The sequence below is a fragment of the Vreelandella venusta genome (genome assembly GCF_015689495.1).
Classification (GTDB): domain Bacteria; phylum Pseudomonadota; class Gammaproteobacteria; order Pseudomonadales; family Halomonadaceae; genus Vreelandella; species Vreelandella venusta.
In genome coordinates this window covers 797,572-823,240 of sequence record NZ_CP065135.1, presented here as the reverse complement: position 1 = coordinate 823,240, position 25,669 = coordinate 797,572, and the positions used below count along the sequence as shown (strand labels likewise).

Genomic DNA, 25,669 nt, shown 5'->3' with positions numbered 1-25,669 from the left:
TTACACGCATGCGAAACCGGGTGTCGCAAAGACACCCGGCTCGTCTAGAACTTTCTCTTTAAGTAAGCGTTTTTAGGCTAGATTTTTCACCAACACCTTGGATTTTCGGGCGTGGTTGTAAGCTTCGCGTTTTAGCGGCGGTAGGTCATCTAGGCTGGCAGCACGGAAGCCGTGTTCGACAAACCAATGGGCCGTGTGGGTAGTTAACACAAATATTTCGCAAAGCCCACGCTGTCGGGCGCGACGCTCTAACGCTTCCACTAGGCGCTCGCCGCGCTCACCGCCGCGATAGTTGCCATGCACCGCGACACAGGCCATCTCCCCCACCGTGGTGCCTGGAAAAACATGCAACGCGGCACAGCCAATTACCATGCCGTCACGTTCGATCACCATGTAGTCGTCGATTTCGTGCTCTAGTCGTTCCCGCGAACGAGCCACCAACATGCCACGTCGCTCCAGCGGCTCCAGCAGCTCTAACAGGCCAGCAACGTCGTTCAGCCTGGCTGGGCGCAGTTGCTCATAGCGGTGCTGGGTGATCATGGTGCCAACGCCGTCACGGGTGAATAACTCCCCTAGCAGCGCATCGTGGTTACGCCAGGAAAGTAGATGGGTGCGCGCCACTCCTTCCCTAGCGGCGATGCAAGCGGCGTTCAAGTGGCGTGCCAACTCACTGCCCGGCAACGCCTGCTGCAGGCGCGGTTCGGCCTCTGCCGGAGAAAGCTGGCGCAATAGCGCACCATGCTCGTCTTCAAGCCCTTCCGACTCGCCTAATAGAATCAACTTATCCGCTTTCAGCGCGACGGCAGCCTGTTGCGCCACTTCCGAGGCATCTAAATCAAACACTTCGCCTGTGCTGGAGAAACCCAGCGGCGGCAGCAGCACCAGCGAGCCTTTTTCCAACAGCCCTTCAATAGCGCTTGAGCGCACTCGGCGTACTTCACCACTGTGATCAAAATCAATGCCTTCACGCACCCCTAATGGCTTAGCGGTCACCAAGTTGCCGGAAATCACGCTAAGCTCTACACCGTGTAGTGGCGTGCTAGGCAGCCCCAGGGAAAGACGAGCTTCTAGCCATAAGCGCTGGCGTGCGGCTACCTGTTCCACGTGAGCCATCACCGCTCGGTCAGCTACCCATCGGCCATCCACCCGTGTTGGCTCGACACCGGCAGCCGTCAATGCGTCATGCACTTGTGGGCGAATACCAAACACCACAACTAGCCGCACCCCCAGGGTGTGTAGCAGCGCTAAATCTTGAATCAGCTGCTCTCCTCGGCCAGACGCCATGGCTTCGCCCTCAATTAAGATGACAAAGGTTCGTCCCCGGTGCGCATTAATGTAGGGCGAAGCATTACGAAACCAATCAACAAAAGGGAAGCGTGTGTCCAAGGGCCGCTCTCCGGCAGCAGGTGAATGAAAGTATCAGCGTTTACTTTAACAGAGCATAAAAAACAGCGGCACCTTCTTGTGTAAAAGAAGATGCCGCTGTGCGTTTGGCCAACCAGCCACGTATTGGGCGGGGTTATCCCTACCTGTTAACCAAACATGCCTTTGAACATAAAGAAGAACAGAATAGCCAAACCAGCCCCGGCAGGTAGCGTAATCAGCCAGGACATGGCAATAGTGCCAATGACACGCAGATTAAGCGCCGCCATACCCCGGGCAAGACCTACGCCTAATATCGCCCCCACCAATGTATGGGTGGTTGAAATCGGCAGACCCGTGCCTGAAGCTAATACCACTGTGGTCGCGGCTGCCAGCGTGGCGGCAAAGCCACGGCTGGGAGTGAGTTCAGTAATACCGGTTCCCACGGTGGCAATGACTTTGTGGCCGTAAGTGACTAGGCCCACCACGATACCACCACCGCCCAGTACCAATACCCACCAGGGCACTAGCGCAGAGCCTTCAATTTGGCCGCCAGTTTGCACCACGCTAATGACCGCCGCTAGCGGGCCAACCGCGTTCGCAACGTCGTTAGAGCCGTGAGCAAACGCCATGGCACACGCAGTAAAGATCATTAATACGCCGAAGACCCGCTCAACGTTGGCGTATCCAAAGTGATCATTGGCATTTTTCTCAAACTTGATACGACGCTGCATCACTAGGCCTACAGCCATGATCACAAGTCCTAACAAGATAGACAGCAGCAGGCTTTGACTAAAGGTCAGGTCCAGCCCAACGTGAGACAGGCCTTTGGTTAGCGTGACCATCGCCACAATAAAACCAACCAAAAATACGTAGCCCGGTACATAGCGTTTGGCAGCTGTGAAGGGATTATCATTTTCAAAAATCAGGTGGTGCACTGATTTGAACAGCACAAAGCCGATAGTGCCTGCTAAAAGAGGAGAAACGACCCAGCTTGCTGCAATGGTGCCAACAGCGCCCCAATCAACCGTAGAGGCACCCAATCCTGCTACGGCAAAGCCCACAATGGCACCTACAATTGAATGCGTTGTGGAAACCGGCCAACCTTTCATCGATGCCGCCAGTAACCAAGTACCCGCTGCTAGCAACGCTGATAACATACCGTACACTAGTAACTGTGGATCTTCCTGGAGCAATTCTGGGTCAATAATGCCTTTACGAATGGTGTTAGTCACTTCACCACCCGCCAGCCAAGCACCTAAAAACTCAAAGACAACCGCAATAATAATGGCTTGCTTGATGGTGATCGCTTTTGACCCCACCGAGGTTCCCATCGCATTGGCAACATCGTTCGCACCAACGCCCCAAGCCATAAAAAAGCCAAACAAACAGGCCAGAATGATAAAAATTTCACCGTGCTGGGCAATAATCTGCATAGGAATCCCTTAGCGTGCGGTCAAAATCTGTAGGCGGCTGCCCACGCGTTCAGCGCGATCAGAAACTTCACCGACCCACTCAATGATTTTGTAAAGGAAAATCACATCAACAGGAGGAAGCTGGCTTTCAAGCTCAAACAGCTGGCGACGTATCGCGATCTGCTGGCTGTCGGCTTGGTGCTCAAGGGTGTGCAGCTCACGGATCATATTCTGCATAACATCGGAAACATTGCGTCCAAAACCGGACTCAAGCAGCTCTTTCAGCTCTTCAAGCGCTTGGCGAGCCTGAGCCACACACGCCACGCTGGTACGCATATAATCGCGCATGGGGTCGGCCAGCTCATTGGGTACACGCATTTTACGTCCCAGCATAATGCCGGTAATGTCGCGCACCTTGTTGGCGATCTTATCTTGCACGCTGATAAGGTCGAGCAAATCGGACCGCGAGACGGGAAGAAACATCGTGTTGGGCAGGTTAAGCCGTAGCTCTGTTTTCAACGTGTCGGCGTCATGCTCTAAGCGAGTAACGTTTTCACGCAGTACAGCTGCGGTATCCCAATCACCGGCAAGCGATGCTTCGAAGAACGGCAACAGTTGGTCGGCACATTCATTGGCCTTGACGATGTGGGCCAGCAGCGGCTGGAATGGCGAGCGGCCAAACATCGCGGAAAAAGGGTTGGAGGTAACCATATAGCCTTTAGCCTGTTTTCGGGGAGCCTGGAAATGGCGGCGCCAGTATAAAGAGTGCGCTCGCCGCCGTCATGAAAAGTTCACAATGTCATGAAAAATTAATTGAAATGTCACAATACAAAGGTGGCTAATGTCATGGAAAATTCAACATCTACTTCTAACTCTATTTCAGCGCCCACCGAAATAGAGCTTAAGCTTGCCCTTGCGCCAGCTCAACTAAACACGCTGCTGAGCCACACAGCACTAGCCGAAACACCCCAACGGCAACATCTGTCGAACACCTATTTCGATACCCCTGCGGGCGATATGGCCAATGCACGGATTGCCGTGCGTTTACGCCAAGTTGATGATCGGGTGCTACAAACGGTGAAAACTGCCGGTCATGGTGGCGGCGGCCTTTCTACCCGGCAAGAGTGGGAGTGGCAAGTTCCTAACCCACAGCTTGACCAGCATGGCTTAGCTGCCCTTCCGCCCTTCAAAGACTCACTAGGCACCGCTATTTCCGCGCTACGACCTGCGCTGCGCACTGACTTTACCCGGCGCAGCTGGCAAATCGACTGGCAGGGCAGCCATATCGAGCTCGTGTTGGACGAAGGAGAGATTGTCAGCGGTGGTGCTCAAGCGGCTATTTGCGAGGTCGAACTAGAACTAAAAGCGGGTGAGCCAGAAGCGCTTTGGGGGCTAGCATTAACGCTCACGGAAAGCGTACCGCTGCGACCTTCGGATACCAGCAAAGCTGCTCGCGGCAATGCGTTAGGCGTGCAGCAGTGGGCGCTACCTGAAGCTGACGCACCGGCTGAGTGGCTACACAGAGCCACAGTGGCGCTGGACGCTTACCACGATAGTGGCCTTGCAGAACACTTAACCATTGCACAGCAGGCGTTAGCCACACTGGCGACTCATCCGCAGTTGGATGAAAGCTCCCACCGCCACGCTCAGGTGCTGACCAAGTCACTAACGGACAATGGCTATCCAACGTCCGCTTATGGCACTGCTGCGCTAACCCTGGCGCATCGCTTCGCCTATCAAACCACGCTACGCTAGAAACATTCAGCCCACTTCAGGATGTCGCGATGAGTTTTCAATTAACTCCCGGTGCAGAAGGACTGCGCACACGGCTTTTCCATATTATCTTCGAGTCTGATACGCCGGGAGCCAAAGGGTTTGATATTGCGCTGATTATCGCCATTTTAATCAGCGTGACGGTTATCTTGCTGGACAGCGTAGCGAGTTACTCCGAACGCTACGGGCACATTTTTTACTATGCAGAGTGGCTATTTACGCTACTTTTCAGCATTGAACTGGCGGTGCGGATTTACTGCTTAGAGCGCCCAACGGTTTACCTAAAAAGCTTCTACGGCATTGTCGATGTGATCGCGATTTTGCCAGCCTGGTTAGTACTGCTGGTGCCTGGTGCTCACGGGCTGGTCATCGTACGGGTACTGCGGGTACTACGCATTTTCCGGATTTTGAGGTTGATGGAGTTTATCGGCGAGGGGCGTTTACTACTCGATGCGCTTAGACGCAGTATTCGTCAAATCCTGCTGTTTTTTAGCAGCATCATGATGGTCGTCATACTGTTTGCTGCGCTGATGTACACCATCGAGTCTCCAGAAGCCGGTTTTACCAGCATTCCAATGTCGATGTACTGGGCAATCGTGAGCATGACCACGGTGGGCTACGGCGATATTGTCCCCGCCACGTCGATAGGCAAAGCGATCACGATGATTCTGATGCTGTTGGGCTATTCGATTATTGCCGTGCCTACCGGGGTATTTTCCGCCCAGGTTATCCGCTCCATTCGCGAAGACCGTTATTCAGAAGAAGCCTGCCCCGGCTGTGGCCATGACCGCCATGAAAAGCGCGCTCGTTACTGTCTGCGCTGTGGCACCTGGCTGGATGAAGAGAGCGAAGACCCGCGCAAGAAAGCAGCAGACCCAAAAGATAGCCACGAGGGAGACGAAGACACAAACACGCCCCAGGGCAGCTAACCAAAATAGCCAAGCCCAGGGCGCGCAGTAATTCATTTAGGGAGATTATGTGATTGCTAGGCCGTTACGTTGATCAATCGGCGCTCAGGTCGGCCTCGATAATAAACAAGCGGCCGCCATCCACAGTGTTGGCGTCCAACATCTTCTGCTCAAGCTGACCATCGGTGGACCAAGTGGCGAAGTCATCGTCGTTCAGCACCCCCAAGCGTTGGTCATCAATCACCCACAGACCTTCCATTTTATCGTGGGGATAACCGACTTCTGCCACCATATCTACCACTAGAGACTTGCTCACTGGCTCGATTCCGGCGCTGGCCAGAGCACTCCATCCCTGCTCTAGAACCACTTCTTCCAGGGTTTTACCTGCCAAGGTTAGCCCCAGCTCGGCATCCTGTTCCAGATCGCCGTTGGCTGAAACCGCCTCAAGATTGGTGCCCGAGGCAAGGTCAATGCGGTAAACCTGCTTCTGAGCATCAGGTGTCGCAGCCTCAGCACCGTCAGGACCACCGTTCAGAAAACGGCCATCTCGTTCAAGCACCAAAAACTCAGTGGCGCTCAGCGCAACAAGCTCCGAGTTAGAGTTCTGGTTTTGCTCTTGGCGGTAGAGGTACTGGCCAATCTCCCCCGAGTCCAGATCCACTGTAACGATGCGGGTGATATCCAGATCCTTCACTGCACTGCCAGGGTTGTACAGTGTGGACTGCATAATACCTACCAGCGTTTGCTCATCCGGCGTGATAGCCAGCCCTTCCATACCTCGGTTGGCACGTCGGTTGGCAAACTCTGCTGGCAGGTTCATCTCGACCCTGTCGTCGTCAGCAAAAGGGTTGATTCGACCGATTTCACGACCCTCGGCATCGAAGTGAACCATGTGCGGACCGTACTCATCGCTAACCCAGAAGGTGCCGTCCGATAGCGCCACCAGCCCTTCGCCATCCAGACCATAATCATCCAAGCGGATCGGATTAGTGGCTTCATTATAGGGCTGGCTATCGTCTACTAAGATCGGCTGACCATTGGCATGGTAAGGGGTTTCCCCCGTTCCACCGAGTGCCAAGCTGTTAGGCAGACCACTGATCTCGCTACCATCAGGGCGCTTAAGCAAAAGGGTGGCAACCTGTTCGATCACACCGTTCGCTTGAAGCTCAAACAGACCGATACGGGGCGTATAGTCCGGTGTCGGAAAGACTTTCCCCTTGCCATAGTCGCCAACAAAATTGGCATTGGGGCCACGATCAGTCAATGCATAGAAACGCGTTGAATCCGTGGGATGAGCGGTCATTGCCGATCCAAAGCCGCCATTACGGATCTCAAAAGCCTGCTGAGATTTGCCATCTGTTAGATCATCCCGTAATACGCTATGAGGAAGAAACACACCAGCGGCGGGGAAGCTATCGAACACGGTGGCATTGGTATCATCAGCGTTAGCATTATCAGTGCAGCCCACCAGCAGGGAGGACGTCAGTAAGGATGCCATAAAGAGCTTATGACGGTTCATTGGTTGGTTTCCTTATCGAATACAGGTTGACGCCCGTTGGCGTCTCAGCCGCCTCCACAGGCACAATTTCCAGCGTGCCCCGGAGCAAGGCAAGTTATGAAAAGTCTAGTGGCAGGAATATCGAATGAGGGGTGGCGCCGTCACGGCTGTCTTACTAAAACGCGCTCACACCGGGAAGGTTCGATTTGTTATGGCATATCGCTATGTTCACAGCCACCAAGATAACTTAGTGGCAACCAATGACAGGTGAATGACATGTTAGTGACTAGCGGCACAGGGACAACTTGCGGGGCTAATAAAAAAAACGCCCTGGCTATTAACCAGGGCGTCTCCTCAATAGTAACGGCACGATGGAAGTGGTTACATTTTATTCGTCTTCAAACGGAGCTTCCCACGCGTTGAGCTCCGCGTCTCTCCAGCTTCCGTAACTGGCATTGGGGAAAACAATCCAGTCTTGACCAAAGCGCTCAGCGTGGTCGTTAACTAGGTCGCGTTGCTCTTCAAGACTTGCGTCGACAAAGTCACCCGAGAAGTCATGAAGCGTATCGCCCAACTGCATCACCAACGTATGATTGTCTTCGACGATAGCGCGACGCTCGGTCTTGGGTGGGCCAAGGAGCATGACGCGCTCGTCAGATACCTGAGGAAGCTCTAATGCTTCCATAGTGGCCAGCGTATCTGCTTTATTTTCTTGGTAGCGATCCGACACATAGTAGATCGACACACCTTGCTCATCAGCAAATTCGAGAAAGTCTTTCGCGCCCGGGATCAAACGTGGCTCGCCCTCGCGCTCCCAATGCAACCAAGTATCCCAAGCAGTGAAGTCGTGGCAGGCCTGCATATCGCGCACTAGCAAAGCGCTATTATCGATGAGCGTCTCATCCACATCGGTAATGATGGCCAAATCGGCCCCTTCACCATGCGCTTCAATTTGTTTTTCCAAGCGATAGGTCGCCAGTTCAAAGCCTTGGCGCTGTAAAGCAGTTATTTCTGCGGATTGCTGTTGGTAACGAAGCCCCATGGCGTACTCAACCTGATCACAAGCGCTAGCGTCGTCGGCTACTGCGCCCCCTGATAAAGGAAGTAGCGCCAAGCTTGCAAATGCTGTGGCAGTGGCAGCGTTGCGGTATCGAGATATCGTCATTAAGCAATCTCCTGTCAGTGATGGTTATCAGGCTGAGAGGGGAACCCCACACCATCCATCATTATTAATTATCAATAATAAGCATAATCATCATAATTTATTTTTATTGATCATTCAAACAACAAAGATAGCGCGCTAGATGAATAAGTTGATACGCATATCATGTTTAAAAATTTTTGTGGATTTTGGGTGATGAAGAGACAGGCGGGAAGACAGCAACCCCCTCGATACTTGTCACCAGGGGGCTACCAATACAGGCTAGAGAGCGGTGTTAACTTGTAAACGGCGTAATATCGCCGCGGCCTTCCCGTACAATTTTGGGCGGCAGCTCGCGCAGGTCAATCACACTGGTGGGGTCTAGGTGGCAAGCACCGCCATCGATAATGGCATCAAGGTGGGCCCCGAAGCGGTCGCGGATCTCTTCAGGATCGCTCATTGGCAGGGTCTCTCCTACCGGAATCAAGGTGACGCTCATCAACGGCTCACCCAATGCTTCAAGCAGCGCGTGGGTAATGTGGTGATCAGGCACACGCACGCCAATGGAGCGACGCTTCGGATGCAGCAACAGGCGCGGAACCTCTGTGGTGGCATCCAAAATAAAGGTGTATGGGCCTGGAGTGTGGGCTTTCAACAGCCGAAACACAGCATTATCCACTTTAGCGTAAGTGCCAATCTCGGAAAGATCCGAACACATCAGGGTGAAATTGTGCTTATCGTCTAACGAACGCAGCCATTTGATCTTCTCAATGGCTTTTTTTTCACCCAAGTGGCAACCCAGTGCATAGCCCGAATCCGTTGGATATGCGACCACACCACCTTTGCGGATAATATCTATTGCTTGATCAATCAAGCGTTTCTGCGGATTTTCGGGGTGAATCTGAAAATATTGGCTCATCGCTTGCTCCTGCCCTTGGGCATATCGTTATCGATTTCGTTTCTAGATTAGCCGATATGCGGTTTAAGACCCAGGACCTAACATGCCACTGGGCGCATCGCGCAAATGAACTAAGCGCGGATGCTGCCAAATCGGCGGCGCAGCAGTGCGCGGTATTAAGCTCATACTACCGGGGGCGGCGTGGCTGCCAGGAAAATGAAAATCGCTGCCCATGGAGGCGTATAAATCGCGCTCCACTAATTGCCGAGCAAGATCACGGGTGCTGTCTGGATTCTGCTGACCACTCACCAGTTCAACGCTTTGCCCACCTGCGGCTTGAAAGGTATCCATCAGCAAACCTCGCTTGCGCCGGGTAAGCCCATAGCGCAGCGGGTGCGCCAGCACCGCCACGCCGCCTGAGGCCACCACCCAGGCGACTGCATCACTGATTTCCGGCCAATGAGCTTTTACATCGCCTTTTTTACCACTGCCTAAATAGCGCTTAAACGCGCCAGCCCAGTCATCTACCACGCCTTCAGCAACCAGTGCGCGGGCAAAGTCGGGCCTGCCTAAAGGGCGATCGCTGCCTGCCTGGGCGCGTGCCTTTTCGAGCGCGTCAGGTAAGCCCATTTTTTCCAGCCGCTCGGCAATCACTTCAGCACGCCTGATCCGCGCTTCGCGCTGCAGTGCAAGCCCTTCTATCAGAGGCCCCTGCAAGCCGCCAGGCATAAGCGCCACTACGTGGATATTAATTCCCTGCCAGCGCGTGGATAACTCACAGCCGGGCACCAAGCAAAGCCCTGCTTGCTGCGCCGCGATGCCAGCTTCTTGAATACCTTCCATGGTGTCGTGGTCTGTCAGCGACATGTGGGTAAGACCACGTGCAGCGCACAGCTTTACCAGCTCGGTAGGAGTAAGCGAGCCATCTGACGCGGTAGAGTGCATGTGTAAATCCACCGTATAACGCTGGTCGGCATCAAACACGCGGGGCAGATGGTTTAGAGGAAGATAGTTCGCAGGAAGTAGGGGCATAAGCATGACGCCGTGTGGCGAGTTTGTCAGAATAGGGTGGTGTGAGTAAAACAGGCACCCTGTTTTCCCTTAACGGTATACCGTCGCTCACCATGGTGCGCGCTTACAGGGGCGCGGTCAATTCAGTACGGAACAACCGCCCTAGCATTCAAGGAGTTATCCCCATGCTTTACGCTATTATCAGTGAAGATGTATCCAACAGCTTGGAGCGCCGTCTCGCGGCACGCCCGGATCACCTTGGTCGCCTAGAAAAGCTGCGTGATGAAGGCCGTTTGGTTCTGGCTGGCCCCCACCCCGCTGTTGATACCGATAACCCAGGCGATGCAGGCTTCAGCGGCAGCTTAGTTGTTGCCGAATTTGACAGCCTTGAGGACGCTCAAGCCTGGGCTGACGCCGATCCATACATCATTGCTGGGGTCTATGCCAAGGTAATTGTTAAGCCATTTAAAAAAGTAATGCCTTGACCGATAGAGGCGAGTGTGAAGAGTCCGTCTTCTTTTTCACAGAGCCTGTGGAAAACTCTGTGAAAACTCGGCGGACGCTTTCCCCAAAGCTAGAGCTGATGCCCTTATCAACAAGTTGATCATTTTTTAACCTATCTTTAACACAAACTTCATCAGTACGGGGATACCCGCGTGACTCAACGCTCTAGCTATACTGCCCTGCCCCCGCTCGCGGCGTTAACAGCACCTTTGCTCACTTGGAACGAGGCGTCTCCTCATTCGCAGGCCTTCGACGATGTGTATTTTTCTAGGGAAGATGGCCGGGCTGAAACCGAGCACGTTTTCCTGGGGGCAAATCACCTTCCCAAGCGCTTTGCGGACTGGCGACACAGCCGCGCGTTTGTGATTGGCGAAACAGGCTTTGGCACCGGGCTTAATATGCTGTGCGCATGGGACTGTTTTGAGCAGTACGCACCAAGCAGCGCACGCCTTCACCTGTTATCCACTGAGAAGTTTCCGCTTGACCGAGTGTCTCTTGAGCGCGCACTAAGTGCCTGGCCTTCGTTAGCAAATTATGCACAAGTGCTATGCGCCCAGTGGCCTGAAGCCGTCAGCGGTATTCACCGCCTTCATCTCAACGAGCGAGTGACTCTCGATCTGCACTTTGGCGACACCACCGAACGACTGAAGCTACTCGACGGTCAAGTCGACGCCTGGTTCCTAGATGGCTTTGCTCCTGCTAAAAACCCAGCAATGTGGCAGCCTGAGCTGTTTGAGGCCATGGCTGCACGCTCTCGCCCTGGAGCAACATTTGCCACGTTTACCTGTGCCGGTGTCGTTAAACGAGGGTTAAAAGCAGCAGGGTTTAACTGGCAAAAGGTGCCTGGGTTTGGGCGCAAGCGGGAAATGTTAGCAGGCTATATCGACACACCACCCAAAGACACTCGCCGCCAGTCAACGCCATGGTTCACGCCGCCTGCGGCAAGGCCAGCGAACCATGTGGCGGTCATTGGGGCAGGCATGGCCGGTTGTAGCGTAGCAGCGGCGTTGGCCAAGCGTGGGGTTCAGGTAACGGTCATTGAACGCGACACCCCTGGAGCCGGTGGCTCCGGTAATCGCCAGGGAGCGCTGTATGTAAAGCTAGCCGCGGAAACGAATAACCAGAGCCGGTTTTATTTATCAGGCCTTCTCTACAGCCAGCGCTGGCTTAGCCAGTGGGCTTCAGCAACACCACAGGAAGCGCCGCTGTGGCAACCATGTGGCGTGGTACAACTGGCGTTAAGCGACAAGGAGGCTGTGCGCCAGCAGCGCTTTATGACACGCCATCCGCTACCAGAAGCGGTGGTATCCGCTCAAACCGAGACGCTTGGCGAGCTGGCGGGCGTTCCCATCACAGCGGCTCACGGACTGTTTTATCCCCAGGCAGGCTGGGTGCGCCCCAAACTGCTCTGCAAACAGCTACTACAGCACGCGAATATCACCATGCACCAGGGAGAAGTGACAATCCTTCAGCCCGATAGCAAAGCTTGGCAGGTCGTATTGGCCAGCGGCGAGACGCTGACCGCTGATCACGTTGTGGTAGCCAATGCGTCTCTGGCTAACCGCTTTGAACAAACCGCAGCGCTACCGCTACAGCAAGTTCGCGGCCAGGTGAGCGAAGTGAAACTGCCCGAAGGCGTGCAAGGCCCGCAACGTGTGGTATGCGCGGGTGGCTATGTATCGCCGCCAGTGGAAGGCGTGCTGACGTTCGGGGCCAGCTTTGTGCCTAATAACGCCACCAGCGACGTTACGGCAGCAGACCATCAGCGCAATATTGATGAACTACGCCAAACACTGCCTGAATGGGTCGCCACCCTTGAGGCCTCAGGCGTAACGCTAAGCCCCGACACACTAGCAGGTCGTGCGGCGGTAAGGGCAGCCAGCCCTGACAAAAGCCCCTACGCGGGGCCAGTACCCAATGCTGACGCATGGCAGCAAGATTACGCGATGCTGCAAAAAGATGCTTCTAACGTGCCAGATACCTTAGGAGAGCACCATTCAGGGCTGTGGATATCTAGCGCTCATGGCTCTCGGGGCCTTTCCAGCGCTCCGCTCTGCGCCGAAATCATTGCCTCGCGAATGTGTGATGAGCCGATGCCGCTAGAGCTATCGTTAGTGGATCATTTACATCCTGGGCGACGGATTATTAGTGCGCTAGTACGCGCTCAGTAATCGCCTTCTTCCTCATCATCGGCAAGATCTCGCCCAAAGGAACGCCATTGGGCGAGCGTCATCACCTCGGTCATTTCTAACTCAAGATCGTGAGCAATAATCAGTTCGTGACGCTCAAGCTGCTGTTTAAGCTCGGCTACCCAGCCGCTCATACCTGCGCCGGTATCAGTGGTATCGTATCCTTGGCGTGTCACAAATGCTTCAAGCAAAGCATCCAGCGTTTCCGGCGGCAGCATACGTGCTGGCACTTCAATAAAACGGCTCATTCACTCTGCTCCCAGACAGCTAGACGCTCAATAAAGGCGGCTTCATCAATCACTTCAACGCCCAGTTGCTCTGCTTTGGTTAATTTACTGCCTGCGGCCTCGCCCGCTACCAAGCAGGCAGTCTTCTTGGAAACACTGCCGGCCACCTTAGCGCCTAACGCTTGCAGCCGCGCCTTCCCTTCGTCCCGGGTCATGGTATCCATCGTGCCGGTGAGCACCCAGGTCTGTCCCTCTAAGGGTGTCGGGCCTTGCGTCACTTCACTCTCTTGCCAAGTGATGCCCGCATCAAGCAGTGCTTTCAGCGTTGTTAGGTTATGGGGTTGACGGAAAAAAGTATGAACATGGGCAGCGACAATCGGACCAACATCATTCACCGCTTCCAGCGCCGCTTGATCAGCTTCTTGCAAGGTCTGAAGTGTCCCGAAATAGCTGGCTAAATTTGCCGCTGTGGCTTCGCCTACTTCACGAATACCCAAGGCGTAAATAAAACGTGCCAGCGTGGTGTGCTTAGCCTTATCCAGAGCATTTACCAAGTTGGTCGAGGATTTTTCACCCATGCGTGGTAGCGTCTGAAGCTGCTCAGCGGTGAGATGAAATAAGTCTGCTGGCGTTTTCACCCAGTCCAGGTCCACCAACTGTTCAATCAGCTTCTCACCCAACCCATCGACATCTAGCGCTTTACGGCTGGCGAAATGCTTCAGCGCTTCTTTACGCTGCGCGGCACAATAAAGCCCGCCTGAGCAACGCGCAACCGCCTCGCTTTCCAACCGTTCAATATCCGAACCACACACCGGGCAGTGATTGGGAAAGGTAATCGCACGCGCCTGGGCAGGACGCTTGTCGATATCGACGCGTACCACTTGGGGAATCACGTCGCCCGCCCGACGGATGGCTACCGTATCACCAATCATCACACCTAAGCGAGTGATCTCATCGGCGTTATGCAGCGTCGCATTCGATACCGTTACACCAGCAACAGTGACCGGTTCTAACCTAGCAACCGGGGTGATCGCACCGGTACGGCCTACCTGGAACTCCACATCGTTAAGGGTCGTGACTTCTTCTTGGGCAGGAAATTTAAATGCTACCGCCCAGCGTGGCGCCCGCGCTACAAAGCCAAGCTCTCGCTGATGGCGCAGATCGTTTACTTTAATCACGACGCCATCGATGTCGTAACCCAATTGGTCTCGCTTTTCGCCCAATTGATCGCAGTAATCAGCCACCAGCTCAGGGCCATTGACAGTGCGGAGCTCCGTGCTGGAACGAAAACCCCATGCCTTAAGCCTTTCCATTTGCTGGCTATGAGTGGTCATTGGGCTACTGCTAAGCGCGCCGTCGCCAAGGTTTGCCATATCGAGCCGGGCAACTTGATAAGCATGAAACTCAAGTGGGCGCGTTGCGGTAACTCGCGGGTCAAGCTGACGCAGACTGCCAGCCGCCGCATTACGCGGGTTAGCAAAGACCTTGCTGCCTTCTTCCCTCGCTCGATCATTAAGCGCTTCAAAGCCCGCATGGCGCATAATAACTTCGCCGCGTACTTCTAATAACGCTGGAATGTTGTCGCCCATTAGCTTTAACGGAACAGACCGCAAGGTGCGCAAATTCGATGTAATGCCTTCTCCGGTACGGCCATCGCCACGGGTTGCGCCACTGACCAGTACGCCCTGCTCGTACACTAACGATACCGCGGCACCGTCGAGCTTTGGCTCACAGCTAAACTCAACGCTATTCGCCTGACACTCCAAACGTTCAGCGACACGCTCAGCAAAGGCGGTAATGTCATCACGGCTAAATGCGTTATCTAAAGAAAGCATGGGTATCGCATGAGCGACTTCAGGAAACCCATCTGCGGGCGCGGCACCCACGCGCTGAGTAGGCGAATCCGGTGAGACCAAATCGGGGTACTCGGACTCCAATTGCTTCAACCGCTGCAGCTTGCGGTCGTAATCTGCGTCGGTCAGCTTAGGTTCATCTAAGATGTAATAGCGGTAATTAGCGTCATCCAAATCGGCACGCAGTTGGCTAATTTCTTCCAGAAGTTGTTTCTCAGGCTGACTCATTCAGATGTTCCGGCATGCAAAAACAGGTGTTTAGTAACAAAAACACCCGCCTTCTTTGGGAAGGCGGGTGTTAACGAAACGCGACGCTTAACGCGCTTGCAGTTGGCGCTGCAAGCGATGGCGACGTTCAAACTCATGAACGCGCTGCCTTGCAAACTCAATGGTTTGCGCCGTCATTACGCTACGGTTTTCATCTTTAAGCTCACCCCCCATATGGCGTACGACAACCATCGCCGTTTCGACCATCGCCTCAAACGCTGCTGAGCTATCTTCAGCGCCCGGCAGCGGCATCAGGAACGTAATACCAGGGGTCACAAACTCATCCATTTCTTCAATGGGGAACGTACCAGGCTTGAGTACATTCACCATTGAAAATTGCAGTTCGCTATCGAAGCTTTCTGTTTCAAAACGGTGAAAGACGCCCATTTCACGGCTATAGCGAAGACCGCAGGCCATGATTAGCTCAAGCAATTTACCGCCATCAAAACCTTCAGGTTCCCGCGAAAGCACACTGATCACGACCATTTCAGAAGCGTCGGTGAGCGCATCTCTGGCACGCTCACTATTAACGTCGTGACGTAGCGCTTTTTCTAACGTCGGGTGCGTACGTACCACGTTATCCCGATGACTCGTTTCAGGCGCATAATCGTCGTAGTCATCAACATCGTGATAACTCTCATCGTGCGCAGAAATCGTCGGCTCATTATGCTCATTATATTGCGCAGCCTCGCGCTCCGCGGCTGCGGCCATTGCAGCGGCCTCTCGCGCTTCGGCTTGCTCTTGGGCAATACGCGCTTTTTCCGCGTCGGCTGCCTCTTTTGCTTCACGGCGCTGCTGCGCTTCAAGCGCTTTGCGCTCGGCTTCAAGCGCCTTACGTTCAGCTTTTTGCTTGGCTAGTGCTTCTGCACGTTTCGCCTTCTCTGCTTTCTTACGCTCTTTCTCTTTACGGCGCTCAATTACACGACGTTTAAAGGAGCGGCCAATGCCTTCGAAGTCGACCAGGCGGTATTCATCAACCTCATCGTCATATAGCTCTCTATCTTCGCCAGCAGTATCTGCACGCAGTTGACGACGCTTGGGTGTTTCAGCAGCATGTTGAGCTGCATCTTCAGGTTCAACTCTTAGTGTCGGCTCTGCCTCAGCTTCTTCAGTTACAGTCGGCTCAGCCGCAGCACTGGGTTCTGCTGACGCTTTATCAATTGAAGCCTCTACAGATTCAACTTGCTCATCAACGCCAGTTGATACCGTTTCTTCGTTCTGAACCGCTGCCTGTTCGCTCTCAGTATTCTTAGCACCAACTTTCTGACCGCTAACGTTTGGCTCGGAATGCTCGACTGGTTCAGGTACTGACTGTGAATCGTGGCTATCAGAATGATGGGCTTCAGCGGAAGAAGAAGCAGGCGCGCTACTTGTTGTCGTTTGGCGAGTAGCGTCTGCGTGCTGAGCTTCACTGTTAACAGTATTGCCGGGACTCTCTTCAGCCATAAATATGCTGGGCTCCCGACGCTCGGACTCAGGAGTTGCAGACCTGCTTAACGTGTGCTCGGCTGAAGCAGTATCTGGCTGAACGGATGCATGGCTCGTTGAGGTGGGGTGTCCAACCGCAGAAGGCTGCTCATGTTTTCGAGGCTCATTTTTACGGGACCACGAAAAATGCGCATTGGCTTTTGACTTGGCCGAACTGGCAGAGCTGGAAAAAGAACGACGAAAATCGGACAGCACTTTGGAAGGCCCTGGATGCTCTTGGCGTTCCAACTTTGGTTTTTGGCCAAGGTTGCTGTAGTCGGCAGGCTTGACTACCCTGGCACCACCGTTTGGCAGTTCCCAGTTTATTTCCGCCTCTTTAACTTCATCATTAAATTCTTCGGATTTAGCGGCTGGCAAGTCTTTACCCGCTTGATCCAGACGGGGCACACGGCGTTGGCGCTGAAGCCTTCGCACACCGTCAACTACGATGAGCGAAACCAGTGCCAGTCCTAGAATGATTAACCACTCTCTTAATTCCATGTCGAGCATTCCATGGGTCAATATACCGATTGCAAAGGCGCGATGCCTGATGACGTAAACATATTCGAAATTAGCTAAATATCATCAAGCATAGCGCGGTTGCTACGAAAAGGGCCACTTTTTGCAGATTTTCACGCTTTAACACCGCTATAGGTGGTTTTAGGCCAAATCTCTGACTATATCAACTAAGAAAAGTGCCATTTTAGCGCTAACTTATCCCGACAGGACACATCGTCACATCATCGTCTGCTTTCTATAGGGAGAATTGTTGCTCCCTTGCTCGCCTTTTCACGCCGTAATATGACAAGCCCAAGCCCACACTAAAACCTACGTAACGAAACGCCACTGCTCTGCCAAAACTGCCCTACCAACTGCTGTCCGATCAACACTGTCCTGTTACAAATCTGTCTCACCAAGAAATCTGTGGTAACAAACAGTATTGAATAGCTAACGAAATCATAGCATAAATGTTTTAAACCCTTAACTAACGCTATACAAGAGTAATGAAAGTTCACATTTCAGATTTATCGATTTTCGCTAGAGGAACACGCTTAGCGGCACGCCGCGCTTTAGCAGGAGCAGCCCCCAACGCTTTGATGAAGGTGGTTAACCAGAAGCCTTGAATAAATATAAACAACTGATAATAAATAATTTTTACGATCAAAAAGAATAGAGAAAGAAACGCTATCAATAGCCACTAATGAATCTAATATGGGATAGCTAAGCTAAAGCAGCACGACTCACCCTCATGTCCGCACACACCGTCACAGGCTTGCTCCAGCACAGTTTTTGCATATTTCCCGAGGCATTTAAGAGGTGAAAATTCGTTTAATTCAGCACTATTACTGCCGAGAAAGCACTTAATCAACCAGCGCAGCAGCTTCATCAATCCCAACTGACACAAGCCTAGACACACCAGGTTCCTGCATGGTGACCCCCATCAAGCGTTCGGCAGCTTCCATCGCTATTTTGTTATGGGTGATATAGATGAACTGAACACTTTCCGACATTTCTTTAACAAGTTTGGCATAGCGCCCTACGTTGGCATCATCCAGCGGAGCATCGACTTCGTCCAACATACAGAAAGGTGCAGGGTTCAATTGGAAAATTGCGAAAACCAGCGACAGTGCTGTTAGCGCCTTTTCTCCCCCTGAGAGTAGGTGAATAGTGCTGTTTTTCTTACCTGGCGGCCGCGCCATAATTGCCACACCGGTTTCCAGCAAATCATCTCCGGTAAGGGTTAGCCAAGCAGCTCCCCCACCGAAAACTCGTGGAAATAGCGTTTGTAGCCCCGTATTAACTTGGTCGAATGTTTCTCGAAAGCGAACGCGCGTTTCTTGATCGATACGTTTAATCGCCCGCTCTAACGTTTCTAATGCTTCCGTAAGCTCAGCATGCTGAGCTTCCAAATAGTTACGCCGCTCGGCTTGCTGATCGTACTCTTCAATCGCCGCAAGGTTGATGGCACCTAAACGGCGAATCTTATCTGTGGTGTTTTCCAACCGCTCCTGCCAAGCAGTTTCACTGGCGTCGCTAGGCAAGTGCTCTGCTAAAGCATCGGGGTCATGGCCTAATTCTGCCAATTGCTCATCTTGAGTGGCCGCTTTAAGCGCCAGCGCTTGAACATCCATACGGCGCTGCTGCAGCTGCTCACGGCTTTGTTCCAAATTGCGTTCATGCTGCTGGCGAGCCAGCTCGTCGTTGCGCAGTTGCTCTGCCAATGTTTGGGCCTGCTGGCGGGTATCATTAAGACGCCGCTCCTGCTGCTCACGCTGGTGTAGCAACTCCTCTAACTCTTCGGCAGCCAATTCATCTGGCTCTACCAGCATTTCCCGTGACTCTTCTAGCTCAGCAATACGCAGCGCAAGGCGCTCTTCACTATCGCTACTACGACTTTGTTGGGCTCGCAGGCTATCGCGCTCAGCATTTAACCGCTCTCGCTCTAGCGCCAATGCCTGCTGACGCGCTTTCATGGGAGCATGTTGCTGATTTAACTGGTCACGCTGCTCACGTTGGCGACTGCGCTGTTCAGCACTAGTTTCGCGAGCTTCGGCAGCGGCTTCAAGCTGTTCCATGGCCGCATGCCAGCGAGCGCGCTGCTCTTCTAAAGTGAGCGTTAACTCCGCCTCATCCTGTTGTAGTTGGGCGAGTTCATCATCCAATTCAGTGGCACGACTCTCTAAATGCTCTAGGCGTTGAGCTAGGCGTTGTTCTTTCACCGCAAGCTGTTGAAGCGAAGCGGCGTGGGCACGCTCTTGCTCGGCCTGCTGCTCACGGGTTTGCTCTAGCGCTTCGATGGCTTCGCTAGCGGCTTCGCACTGCTCATCCAGCAGCGCTAACGCCTCTTCATCCTGGGCAAGACGGGCGTCTAACTCATCAAATCGACGACGCGTCACCAATAGCGCATCAACACCTTCACCGTTAGCTTGTTGGTGCAGCCAGCCGCGCCCACGCCACACCCCTTCTCTGCTGACAACACTTTCTCCAGGCGCCAAATTACCTAGTAGCCTCTCGGCATCTTCGTTGTTTTCTGCGAAGTGAATACTTGCCAACCATTCGCCTAACGCACCTGCCCCAGACACCAACGAATCTAAGCGCTGCCTAGATGAGGCTGGCTGCTCAGCTTGGTCGATTAAGCACCAATCAGTGGCGAGAGCATTAGGTAGTGCTTTTAACTGATTTGCAGTCACTAAACGGGCGTTTAACCACGGCGCAAGCAGCCAGGAAATCACTCGCTCCCAGCCAGGTGCAACACGAATCGCTTCACCAAGACGTGGCGCATCAGCTAAGCCGTAGGCCGCTAATGCGTCGCTCAAATCCGGGTCGTGATCAGCTAGGGCGGCATCAATTAACGCCTTCAATGAGGCGAGTTCGCCTTGATGTTGACTTAGTTCAGCACGCTGTTGATCACGCGCCTGAGTGGCCTGCTGATAAGCGGCCTTGGCATCGCTATAGCGCTGTTGCCAGTGGTCACGTTCGGCTTGGAAGTCTTCAGCACGCTGTTCAGCCTCTTCCCGTAGGGCCTGGCATTCAGCGTGTTCATTGCGCAGTTCAGTAACATCGGCAAGTTCGCCGCGCTGCTGTCGGCGGCGCTGGTTTTCCGCCTGCATGCGTGCAATACGTTGCTCTAAATCGCGTAATTGGTCTTGGCTACGATCCGCTTCCCGACTGGCATCGCGCCAGTGATTCTCTGCATCGGCCCACTGCTGTTCGGCAGCTTCAAGAGCGGGGGTTGCATCCGCTAAGGCTTGCTCAAGTGTTTCTAGCTGCTCTTCAAGGGCTTCGTGCTCTGGAAGCAAGTCCTCTAAACGAGCCTCTATCGCGCCAAGTCGCTCTTGATCGCTTTCACTGACTCGCCGCTGTTCATCAAGGTCACGGCGCGCCGTTGCTATATCGCTTGCCAATTGAGCCTCACGGCTGCGGCGGTGCGCTTGATCCTGTTCCAGGCGGGCAATTCGGGTGGTGGTTTCAAAGAACTGTTGCTGATGGCGTTCTAATACATCAGCAAGTTCATCATGCTGCTCACGCGCTTGTTCCAGTCGCGTTTCACACTGACGTACGCCAAATACGTCTTTCTCAACCGCAATCTCCAGCTCGCGCACTCGGCTTTCTTGGTGAGATTGCTCAGCCCGCAATGCGCGTCCACGCACTAGTGCCAGCTCACCTTTTAGCCGGTACTCCTGCTGTTTTAACTCTTGGTAGCGCTTAGCAGCTTCAGCCTGACGTTTAAGGCGTTCGAGCTGTTTGTCCAGTTCCTCACGGATATCATCCAGGCGTTCCAGGTTCTCCTGGGTGCGGCGCATACGGTTTTCAGTTTCACGACGGCGCTCTTTATATTTTGAAATACCCGCCGCTTCTTCCAGCGTGGCACGCAGGTCATCGGGGCGAGCTTCGATTAGCCGTGAAATCATCCCCTGGCCGATAATGGCGTAAGAGCGCGGGCCTAAACCAGTACCCATAAACAGATCAGCAATATCTCGCCGACGGCACTTTTGACCATTAAAGAAGTAATTGGATTGACCGTCACGGGTGACTAAGCGCTTTACCGCAATTTCTGAGTACTGCGCGTAAGCGCCCCCCATGCCACCATCGCGATTATCGAATTTGAGCTCGATAGAAGCTTGGCCGATCGGCTTACGACCGGTGGAGCCATTGAAGATAACATCGGCCATCGACTCACCGCGCAGGGTTTTAGCTGAGGACTCCCCCATTACCCAACGCACCGCATCGATGATATTAGATTTGCCACAACCGTTTGGCCCAACGATGGCCGTCATATTGCCATCGAAGGGCACCGTTACTGGATCAACAAAAGACTTGAACCCAACAAGACGAATAGAGGTTAAGCGCATTGCGACCCTTAGCTGCGGTTGTTTGCGTGGACGTTATTCAAAAACGCGGTCAATAACAACATTTGCCGCATCATCCTCACTAATAGGTCCAACGCTGACGCTTTCCAGATCGCCAAACAGATCACCAGGCTGAGGGGTTGCCTGGCCAGATTGCGAAACGCGAACAACTAAGCGTGCTTCACGCACTTGTGAGATTTGCGCTTGGGGTGACATGGCCGCGTTGTCATCCAACACGACCGTCATGGGAAGCTCTGACACCTGAGTACGAATAACAGCCAGCGGCGGCAGTTCGCCTTTCATATCCCGGGCAGTAATAAACACGCTAGTATCGTCACTGACGTTATCCATCAGCGCTTCGTCTAATGAGACCGTCACACGCACGCCTTGGCTTTGGCCAGCCCCAACCGCCTCTGCTTCTGGCTCGACTCCTAAACGCTCTTGAGCAACGCGAATACCTTCGCGCAAAGAGGATGCCGTTTCGGGGTCTTCTATGTTTGCGACAGCACGACGCCAGCGGTCAATCGCTGTTTCATAGTCGCCATTATCAAACGCATGAATACCAAGCACGCCGAGCACTGTGGGCTGGCGTGGGTCTTGCGCTAGCGTCTCATCCACTAGCGACTGCACTTCGGGAGTCAGTTCGCGTTCCGCCATAAAAAAGCGCAGTTGAGCCAGCTGTGCCAACAGGGGAGGAATCCGCCCTTCAATAGCAATCAACCGCTCTAACGCATCAGCAGCCTTGTCGGACTGACCGGTTTCACGGTAAAGCGGAAACAGTGAACTCCATACATTGGGATTATTCGGCTGACGCTCGACCTCTGCTTCCATGCGTTCTAGATACATGGCCAGTGAACCATCGGGGTCGTTTTGCACTTCTTGCTGAATAGCATAAAGCGTTAAATCGCCTTCCGCGCCGTTTTGCTGATACCAAAACGTACTCGCCCCCACTACAGCAACCATAACCAAGGGAACAGCAAACCTACCCGCCGTTGCCGCCTTCAACGGGCGTTTAGTTCGGCTAGCGGTGTCTTCCAATAAGCTGCGCTCTAACTCCAGACGGTCTTCTTTAAACTGTTTCTCATCCATATCACCACGTTCGTGAGCAGCTTCCAACGAGGCCAAACGGCGCTTAAAAATCGCCACATTTTGCTCATTAGCGGTATCGTTAGCTTCGAAGTGATCTAGCTTGTCACGTAGCCCATGGGCACCGCGCATCGGCGCTATTAATAACCAAAGCGCAGGGAGTAATAGTAAAGCAATTGCAATCCACAGCGGTGTCATGAAGACCTCTCGCGGTTAATCAGGGCATCCAGGCGGGCACGCTCTTCGGCGCTAAGCGCTTTCGCTGAGGCATTACGGCGAGCGCGAACCATCATCACGACGACCACGACACCGAGCAGCACCAAACCTAGCGGTAACCCCCACAGCAGGTAAGTGCGATTTTCTAAACGCGGGTTATAGAGAATGTACTCTCCAAACCGCTGCACCATGTGGTTAACAATTTCGATATCCGATTGACCATCCTGTAGCAATTGATAGACACGCTCACGCATATCCGCGGAAATTGGCGCGTCAGAATCATTGATAGCCTGGTTCTCACATAAAGGGCAACGCATCGAAGCGGTGAGATCATGGTAGCGCTGTTCCATCACAGGGTCATCGAACTCACGTATCTCAATACCGCCGGCCAACGCGCCGCTAGCCAGTGTCAGCAGCGCGACGGTAAGCATTAAGCGTATTAGCGCCATTTTTCCACCTCCGGCAGAATGCGTTCACGAACGTCTTCCGGCGACACGTAACCTTTGTGGTGGTAGCGAATGACACCGTCAGCATCAACAAGGAAGGTTTCCGGCGCACCGTAGACCCCTAGGTCAAAGCCCAAGTTACCATCAGGATCAAATACATTAACTTCGAAGGGATCCCCAAACTCGCTCAAGAACTCCAGCCCTTTTTCGCGAGTATCACGATAGTTAATGCCGACCATGCGAATTCCGTGATCAGCCAGCTCCAGCAGCTGCGGCATTTCCTGCTTACAAGCGGGGCACCATTCACCCCATACATTCACCAAGGTGACGCTGCCAGTTAACAGGGTTTGATCAACTTGGCGATTTTCATCACGTAGTGTTGTGGCTTCAAACGCAGGAAACTGCCTAGCCATTAGTGCCGAGTCGCGGTGCGAAGGATCGCGCCCTAGCCCTTGATAGAGAAACAAAGCGATCCCCAGAAAGCCAATCGGCAGGAGTAAAAGCAATAGGCGGCGTGTCATACCATAGCTTCCTTCGAGGTTGCAGACTCAGACGTTGCAGGAGCCGTGCTAGCAGACGCTTTGCGCGATATGACACGACGATACCGTTTATCAACTATCGCCAGAATGCCACCGAAAGCCATCAACAACCCACCGAGCCATAACCAGCGTACAAACGGTTTGTATTGAACGCGCATCGCGTAACTACCATCGCCAAGGTCTTCGCCCATAGCGACATAGAGGTCACGGAAAAGCCCGGGACGAAGCGCCACTTGGGTCATTGGCATTCGGGTAGCGAGATAGAGGCGCTTTTCCGGGCGCATCACAAAACTGCTTCCGGAGTCGCCGCGCTGCACTTGAATAATAGAGGTATCTGCTAGGAAGTTCGGGCCCCGGCGATTGGTCAGCTCCGTCATCGTAAACTGATAGCCTGCCACTTCGACAGTCGTGCCCGGCGACATCCGCACGTTGCGTTCGATGTTGTAATTGGAAACAACTGCCACGCCAACGATAGTGACTGCGATGCCCACATGACCAAGCACCATGCCCCAATACGCTAACGACAGCTTACGCAGCCCCGCAAAAAAAGAGTTGGCATGGCGAACTTTATCGAACAAGTCACGCACGATAGGCAGTACGATCCAGAGCGCCGAAACAATGCCCAAGGAGACCCAAAGATTCCACTCGCCGCCATATAGCAACGGCATAGCACCGCCCAGGATCAGCGCAGCAGCGCCGGACAGCCAAAGCTTACGCCACAGCTCACTGGCACTCATACTTTTCCAGCGGGCGATCGGCCCCAACCCCATAAACATGCACATCACCACCGTTAGCGGTACAAAAAGTGCATTAAAGTACGGAGGCCCCACGCTAATTTTACCTAATCCAAGGGAGTCCAAAATCAGCGGATAAACCGTCCCTAACAGTACGGTGACCGTCATAATGACCAGTAGAATATTATTGACCAACAACAACGAGTCTCGGGATAGCCAATTAAAGCCGACCTTATGGCTCACTCGGGGTGCGCGTACAGCGAATACCAGCAACGATAGCGTCACGGTAATTGCCAACAGCATTAGAATAAAGAAGCCGCGAGAGGGATCGTTAGCAAACGCATGCACAGAGGTCAGCACACCAGAGCGGACCAAAAACGTGCCCATTAGTGACAGCGAGAAGGTTGAAATAGCCAGCAACACTGTCCAGCTTTTAAACGAGCCGCGTTTTTCCGTGACCGCCAACGAGTGCACCAGCGCCGTTCCGGTTAGCCAGGGCAGTAGTGAGGCGTTTTCAACCGGATCCCAGAACCACCAGCCGCCCCAACCTAGCTCGTAATAAGCCCACCAACTACCTAGCGCGATGCCTACGGTTAGAAATGCCCAGGCCACATTAGTCCAAGGGCGCGCCCAGCGGGTCCAGGCAGCGTCTAAGCGCCCGCCTAGCAACGCGGCAATGGCAAATGCAAATACCACTGAGAAACCTACATACCCCATGTAGAGCATAGGGGGATGCACAACTAGCCCAAAATCTTGCAGCAGCGGGTTAAGATCAGCCCCGTCTTGGGGCATATTTGGCAGCAGTCGCTCAAATGGATTGGAGGTCATCAAGATAAATAACAGGAAGCCAACGCAGACCATTCCCATCACGCCTTGCACCCGCGCTACCATATCGCGAGGTAGGTCGCCGGAGAATACCGAAGCGGCATACCCCCAGCCAGCCAGCATTAAACTCCACAATAAGACCGAGCCTTCATGGTTTCCCCACACGGCACTAAACTTGTAGTACCAAGGCAGCAGCGAGTTGGAATTATTAGCAACGTTCGCCACGCTGAAGTCATCCAGCATATAACTGGCTGTTAGGCACAAATAGGCAATGGCAATAAACAGGAACTGCCCCGTGGCCATAGGTCGACCATAGGCCATCCACAACGGACGACGAGTGGCCGCGCCTGCCAGCGGCATCACAGCTTGTATCACAGCCATCAACAGGGCAATGACCAGAGCAAAGTGGCCGATTTCAGGAATCATCTTGATGAACATGCGCGCTCCGAATTAGCAGTGG

The 25,669-nt window shown here is 53.5% G+C and carries 19 protein-coding genes; 4 read left to right on the top strand and 15 right to left on the bottom strand.

What is annotated here, in order from left to right:
• Positions 1–72: 72 nt before the first annotated feature.
• The 3 genes from argA to IR195_RS03930 all read right to left on the bottom strand — a co-directional run bounded on the left by argA (position 73) and on the right by IR195_RS03930 (position 3,488).
• Positions 73–1,386: an amino-acid N-acetyltransferase gene (gene argA, locus IR195_RS03940; protein WP_206048795.1), complete on the bottom strand. Its 1,314-nt coding sequence runs from the start codon at positions 1,384–1,386 to the stop codon at positions 73–75.
• Positions 1,387–1,532: 146 nt separating this feature from the next.
• On the bottom strand, positions 1,533–2,798 hold the full coding sequence (locus tag IR195_RS03935; protein ID WP_206048794.1) for an inorganic phosphate transporter: 1,266 nt from the start codon (positions 2,796–2,798) through the stop codon (positions 1,533–1,535).
• A gap of 9 nt (positions 2,799–2,807) precedes the next feature.
• Positions 2,808–3,488 carry a TIGR00153 family protein gene (locus IR195_RS03930; protein ID WP_125745835.1) on the bottom strand — a complete coding sequence of 227 codons (681 nt, stop codon included), beginning with the start codon at positions 3,486–3,488 and terminating at the stop codon, positions 2,808–2,810.
• A 135-nt stretch (positions 3,489–3,623) separates the two neighbouring features.
• Here IR195_RS03930 and IR195_RS03925 point away from each other — a divergent pair, with 135 nt between their 5' ends.
• Together IR195_RS03925 and IR195_RS03920 are read left to right on the top strand one after the other, a co-directional pair.
• Entirely contained in the window at positions 3,624–4,532 is a 909-nt protein-coding gene (locus tag IR195_RS03925) for a CYTH domain-containing protein (protein ID WP_206048793.1), read from the top strand.
• Between the two features lie 29 nt (positions 4,533–4,561).
• Positions 4,562–5,479 (top strand): ion transporter, encoded by a 918-nt coding sequence (locus IR195_RS03920; RefSeq protein WP_206048792.1) that lies wholly within the window; start codon positions 4,562–4,564, stop codon positions 5,477–5,479.
• 73 nt (positions 5,480–5,552) lie between these two features.
• On the opposite strand, the gene IR195_RS03915 is transcribed toward IR195_RS03920, so the two are convergent.
• The 4 genes from IR195_RS03915 to IR195_RS03900 form a co-directional block, all read right to left on the bottom strand.
• The gene (locus tag IR195_RS03915; RefSeq protein WP_206048791.1) at positions 5,553–6,977 is read right to left on the bottom strand and encodes an esterase-like activity of phytase family protein; all 1,425 of its coding nucleotides are present in this window, start codon (positions 6,975–6,977) and stop codon (positions 5,553–5,555) included.
• A gap of 367 nt (positions 6,978–7,344) precedes the next feature.
• Positions 7,345–8,121, bottom strand: coding sequence for a 5'-nucleotidase, lipoprotein e(P4) family (locus tag IR195_RS03910; RefSeq protein WP_206048790.1), 777 nt, complete (start codon positions 8,119–8,121; stop codon positions 7,345–7,347).
• Between the two features lie 271 nt (positions 8,122–8,392).
• Entirely contained in the window at positions 8,393–9,016 is a 624-nt protein-coding gene (locus IR195_RS03905) for an L-threonylcarbamoyladenylate synthase (RefSeq protein ID WP_125745825.1), read from the bottom strand.
• Between the two features lie 63 nt (positions 9,017–9,079).
• On the bottom strand, positions 9,080–10,027 hold the full coding sequence (locus IR195_RS03900; protein ID WP_206048789.1) for a PHP domain-containing protein: 948 nt from the start codon (positions 10,025–10,027) through the stop codon (positions 9,080–9,082).
• 164 nt (positions 10,028–10,191) lie between these two features.
• On the opposite strand from IR195_RS03900, the gene IR195_RS03895 reads away from it, so the two are divergent.
• A complete protein-coding gene (locus tag IR195_RS03895; RefSeq protein WP_125745821.1) occupies positions 10,192–10,491 on the top strand; it encodes a YciI family protein in 300 nt (99 codons plus the stop codon).
• Positions 10,492–10,662: 171 nt separating this feature from the next.
• Positions 10,663–12,681, top strand: a complete 2,019-nt coding sequence (gene mnmC, locus IR195_RS03890; protein ID WP_206048788.1) for a bifunctional tRNA (5-methylaminomethyl-2-thiouridine)(34)-methyltransferase MnmC2/FAD-dependent 5-carboxymethylaminomethyl-2-thiouridine(34) oxidoreductase MnmC1 — start codon at positions 10,663–10,665, stop codon at positions 12,679–12,681.
• Here mnmC and IR195_RS03885 read toward each other — a convergent pair.
• The 8 genes from IR195_RS03885 to IR195_RS03850 form a co-directional block, all read right to left on the bottom strand.
• Entirely contained in the window at positions 12,675–12,947 is a 273-nt protein-coding gene (locus IR195_RS03885) for a YheU family protein (RefSeq protein WP_125745817.1), read from the bottom strand. The two genes, mnmC and IR195_RS03885, sit on opposite strands and share 7 nt — an antisense overlap.
• The gene (gene ligA / locus IR195_RS03880) at positions 12,944–15,007 is read right to left on the bottom strand and encodes an NAD-dependent DNA ligase LigA (RefSeq protein WP_206048787.1); all 2,064 of its coding nucleotides are present in this window, start codon (positions 15,005–15,007) and stop codon (positions 12,944–12,946) included. The genes IR195_RS03885 and ligA overlap by 4 nt, the downstream gene beginning before the upstream one ends.
• 87 nt (positions 15,008–15,094) lie before the next feature.
• Entirely contained in the window at positions 15,095–17,014 is a 1,920-nt protein-coding gene (gene zipA / locus IR195_RS03875) for a cell division protein ZipA (RefSeq protein WP_206048786.1), read from the bottom strand.
• Between the two features lie 860 nt (positions 17,015–17,874).
• Entirely contained in the window at positions 17,875–21,366 is a 3,492-nt protein-coding gene (gene smc / locus IR195_RS03870; RefSeq protein WP_206048785.1) for a chromosome segregation protein SMC, read from the bottom strand.
• Between the two features lie 33 nt (positions 21,367–21,399).
• Positions 21,400–22,647 (bottom strand): c-type cytochrome biogenesis protein CcmI, encoded by a 1,248-nt coding sequence (ccmI, locus tag IR195_RS03865; RefSeq protein WP_206048784.1) that lies wholly within the window; start codon positions 22,645–22,647, stop codon positions 21,400–21,402.
• Positions 22,644–23,114, bottom strand: a complete 471-nt coding sequence (locus IR195_RS03860) for a cytochrome c-type biogenesis protein (RefSeq protein WP_125745807.1) — start codon at positions 23,112–23,114, stop codon at positions 22,644–22,646. The genes ccmI and IR195_RS03860 overlap by 4 nt, the downstream gene beginning before the upstream one ends.
• Positions 23,105–23,632 carry a DsbE family thiol:disulfide interchange protein gene (locus IR195_RS03855; protein WP_125745805.1) on the bottom strand — a complete coding sequence of 176 codons (528 nt, stop codon included), beginning with the start codon at positions 23,630–23,632 and terminating at the stop codon, positions 23,105–23,107. The genes IR195_RS03860 and IR195_RS03855 overlap by 10 nt, the downstream gene beginning before the upstream one ends.
• Complete coding sequence (locus tag IR195_RS03850) at positions 23,629–25,647, bottom strand: heme lyase CcmF/NrfE family subunit (RefSeq protein ID WP_277395560.1); 2,019 nt, start codon at positions 25,645–25,647, stop codon at positions 23,629–23,631. The genes IR195_RS03855 and IR195_RS03850 overlap by 4 nt, the downstream gene beginning before the upstream one ends.
• Positions 25,648–25,669: the final 22 nt, after the last annotated feature.